The organism is Tunicatimonas sp. (assembly GCF_049647865.1).
Taxonomy (GTDB): Bacteria; Bacteroidota; Bacteroidia; order Cytophagales; family Cyclobacteriaceae; genus Tunicatimonas.
Map to the genome: position 1 here is coordinate 1 of NZ_JBARYM010000320.1, position 3,339 is coordinate 3,339.

4 protein-coding genes are annotated in these 3,339 nt (G+C 45.3%); 2 read left to right on the forward strand and 2 right to left on the reverse strand.

The window, feature by feature from the left end; all coding sequences use genetic code 11:
• Positions 1 to 826: hypothetical protein (locus WBA23_RS09725; RefSeq protein WP_424582085.1), on the reverse strand; the 826-nt coding region annotated here is incomplete at its 3' end.
• A gap of 397 nt (positions 827 to 1,223) precedes the next feature.
• Positions 1,224 to 2,534: a PKD domain-containing protein gene (locus WBA23_RS09730; protein WP_424582086.1), complete on the reverse strand. Its 1,311-nt coding sequence runs from the start codon at positions 2,532 to 2,534 to the stop codon at positions 1,224 to 1,226.
• 309 nt (positions 2,535 to 2,843) lie between these two features.
• Here WBA23_RS09730 and WBA23_RS09735 point away from each other — a divergent pair, with 309 nt between their 5' ends.
• Both WBA23_RS09735 and WBA23_RS09740 read left to right on the forward strand, forming a co-directional pair.
• The gene (locus WBA23_RS09735; protein WP_424582087.1) at positions 2,844 to 3,068 is read left to right on the forward strand and encodes a DUF433 domain-containing protein; all 225 of its coding nucleotides are present in this window, start codon (positions 2,844 to 2,846) and stop codon (positions 3,066 to 3,068) included.
• Between the two features lie 72 nt (positions 3,069 to 3,140).
• Positions 3,141 to 3,339 (forward strand): hypothetical protein (locus WBA23_RS09740; protein WP_424582088.1); only part of this gene is annotated, 199 nt, incomplete at its 3' end.

Below are 3,339 nucleotides of genomic sequence, written 5' to 3' on the forward strand. Positions count from 1 at the left end.
AAATTTGCTTTAATAAATACCAGCTTTGCTGAGGAAACTCAATGTTCAGAAACGCCCGAGAAGGTACGAAATCGTTAGGAAAGAGTGCTACTTGGGCATCGCCCGGCAGAAACTCGGCAAACTGGGGGGTGCTCGCCATAAGCACACTATCTTCCTGGGCATCTACTACGGCGTACTGATAAGGCGTATGAATACCCCGGTTGCCCAGAGCGATTTGTAATAACGTATCTAGTTGCTGATTAGAAACCCGGCTGTGTACGGGTCGGGTACCGGTGATAAGCTGCTGAATAGCTTCCTCAAACATATTGGTTCGCTGCTCCAATTTCCGCATCTGCTCCTGATACACCACTACCGGATGATTGCTCAAGTCAGGCGGCCGCACTGTAAGCACTGCCGGTGAATCTGCTGGAGCTACTCCTACCGATACATCGGCCTGCGCCCGTCCGTTGGTCTGATTGTACGAATAAACAAACGACTGACTTTGCCCGCGTTGGATCACCTGAAACTGGGAGGAAAACGTAGATCTTGAGCGGCGATCGGTTGAATTTCTTGCTGAGCGGCGATTTGTCGGACGATAACTGGTACCATAAGCATCATTTGTGTCTAGCTGTAGTACCTGTTGGCCAAAAGTTTGATACGCCAGCCCGTAGGCTTCCTGCTGCTCTAGCTGGTGCACGACAGTGTTTAGAGCTTCGTACACATTCTGATTAAAGCGTTGCTGATTGGCCTGCACGGTCTCGTTAATCCAATACCCCTGAAAGCTCACCAGCCCAATCAGTGCCACGCTCATCAGCACTACAATTACGTATATCTTTCGTCGATTCATCTCCTACCTATAACACATAGTATAGAAAATTGTCCCGATTTAACGTTTTTTAACAAGAGAGCGTGAGTTTTTTTGTATTGGTGTATACGTAAGATGTATCTGAATGTATAGACGCAACAGAGGCTTTGTTCCAAGCATGTCGCTAGTTCATATCATTTTGTTATTGCTAAGGGGTGGCCCCCCCAAACGAACCACAGCGGCAGACCGTCAAAAAAGTCTAGAATATTTAAAGCTTCCCCCTGTCAGGCTCACGCACATTCCATTGAATATTCGTGTCCGCGCACAGAAAATCAATAATATTAGACTGCAAACATTCGCCGTAATCCACTTTAGCTTAAAAAAAAGGGAGCACAACACTCCCTTTCATAGTTTAAAAACGCAAATAACATAACATAGCCTATTCCTTCACCCGCTTAAACTCAGCCACTTTATCTCCTAATTCATCTTCATAATGAAAGTTGTTTTCATCGGATATGCGGATGTAATAAGTAACTCGCTCTTCAGAAACACAGTCTTTTACCAAGCCACTCACCCAATAACCATTTCCCGAAACGGCCGGTTGAATTTCATCCCAGGCTAAATCATCCACTTGCCAGCACAGACTATTTTCACCTGCACCTACTACCAAACCTTGACCGGTGGTTAGGTCAGCCTTGACCTCTATTCCGGCAAACACTTTTTCTTCGCTTACATCCTCCCAGGTTCCTTCCAGATAGGTGTCTAGTTCGTACGTTGCTTCGCTTTCATATCGCACCCAAGTGCGGCTAAAGGCTTCGCCTTGAAATTCACCTTTCATCAATATTTTGTTATCATTCACAATTTCGATCGTGGACTCCGCATAAAGGTGAGTAATACAGTTGCGATACATTTCTTTTAGCGTAAATCCGTCCTCGGTAGCTTCAACATCAATCCAGGAAATATCTCCTAGCTCAAAGCAGTGGGTATTCATTTCAATATGCACCAGCGTACCTTCATTGGTTTCAGGGTCGTACTCTACAATAGAGCCGGTTAGCACACCGGTAGAGTTATCTTCCAGTACCCACTGTCCGGCCAGGGTAAAATCACTGGAGTCTTTGCCTTCCACTACCGTTACCAGGGTGCTAGTGAAATACACATCGTTAGTACTTTCGTTAGAAACCGAGAGGTTTACGGAGTAGACGCCGGGAGCATCGTAGGTGACCTTTGGGTTCTGCTCATCAGAAGAGGCGGGGTTGCCACCTTCAAACGACCATTCCCAGGAAGTAGGGTTGCCCGTAGAAGTATCGGTAAACTGTACGCTCTCGCCTACCACCACTGAGTCTTCCTCCTGATCCATGGTGAATGCAGCTACGATTTCTTCTTCGGCCACGGCTTCTACCGTAATCAGTTCGCTTTTAGTTTGAGTACTTTCCGATTCACCGTTGGATACGGTAAGTTCTACGTTATAAACGCCCGGAGTGTCATAAATCACTTCCGGATGTTGCTTGGTAGAGGTAGCGGGTTCTCCCCCTTCAAATTTCCATTGCCAGGCGGTGGGCTTACCGGTAGAGTGATCCGTAAAGCTTACGCTTTTTCCGGCCTCGATTTCGGCGACAGATGCATCAAATTCGGCAGTAACCTCTTCTATTTCCGGTTCTGCTTCGGGCACCGGCTCAACGGCATCCTCTTTGGAGCAGCTGGCTAATAAGGTGGTGAATACGACTAATAAAATTCCAAATACATTTTTCATGAGTAATAAATATTATAAGGGTTAAAATTGTACAAGCCAATAGACTGACCGACCCACCAACATCTATAGTAGGGAGGAGTCAATGCTTTTGAGCATTGAGCTTATCAGTCACCGAGAAGAATAGAGAAATAGAAAAAGAGAAGTGTTATAGCTATCGCTATTAATCCTAAGTATACGCAGAGGGTAGGAATGTAATACTCAGGAGTGATTTTTTTTGCTAACAGCAACCATTTCCAGCGAATCAGATGTTGATTTCATAAGGAAATGCTGCTTGGAAAAGCGTATATTACGAAAAATGATTTGCAAAAAATGAAGAAGTGGGAAACACTAGAAGCGGTGGAGCGCCATCCCGATAAAGTAAGTGGGGCATGGGTATTTCGGGGAACCCGAGTTTCAGTATCCGCCCTCTTTGAAAACTTGAGAGATGGAGCATCAGTTGACCAGTTTCTGAAATGGTTTCCGGGCGTAGCTAGAAACCAGGTAGAGGCGGTTTTAGATTATGAAGTTGCCGTATTGGAAGAAGCAAATAAATGAGAATACTATTCGATCAGGGTACACCCGTACCCCTACGACAACATCTCGCAGGCCATATGGTCAGCACTACTTATGAGCGAGAGTGGTGATTTGCTTACACTTGCTGAGCAAAACGGATTTGAATTACTTATCACTACTGATCAAAATTTACGATACCAGCAAAATCTCAGCAACCGGAAATTAGCAGTACTTGTGTTAATGTCTACTTCCTGGCCACGAATCCAATCAAAAATTTCTATCATCCAGCAGAGGATTAGCAAAATGACCCTGG

What these genes read in the sequence shown, in the direction of transcription:
- WBA23_RS09730 (WP_424582086.1), bottom strand. Translation starts at nt 2,534, where the DNA reads ATGAAAAATGTATTTGGAATTTTATTAGTCGTATTCACCACCTTATTA.
- WBA23_RS09735 (WP_424582087.1), top strand. Translation starts at nt 2,844, where the DNA reads ATGAAGAAGTGGGAAACACTAGAAGCGGTGGAGCGCCATCCCGATAAA.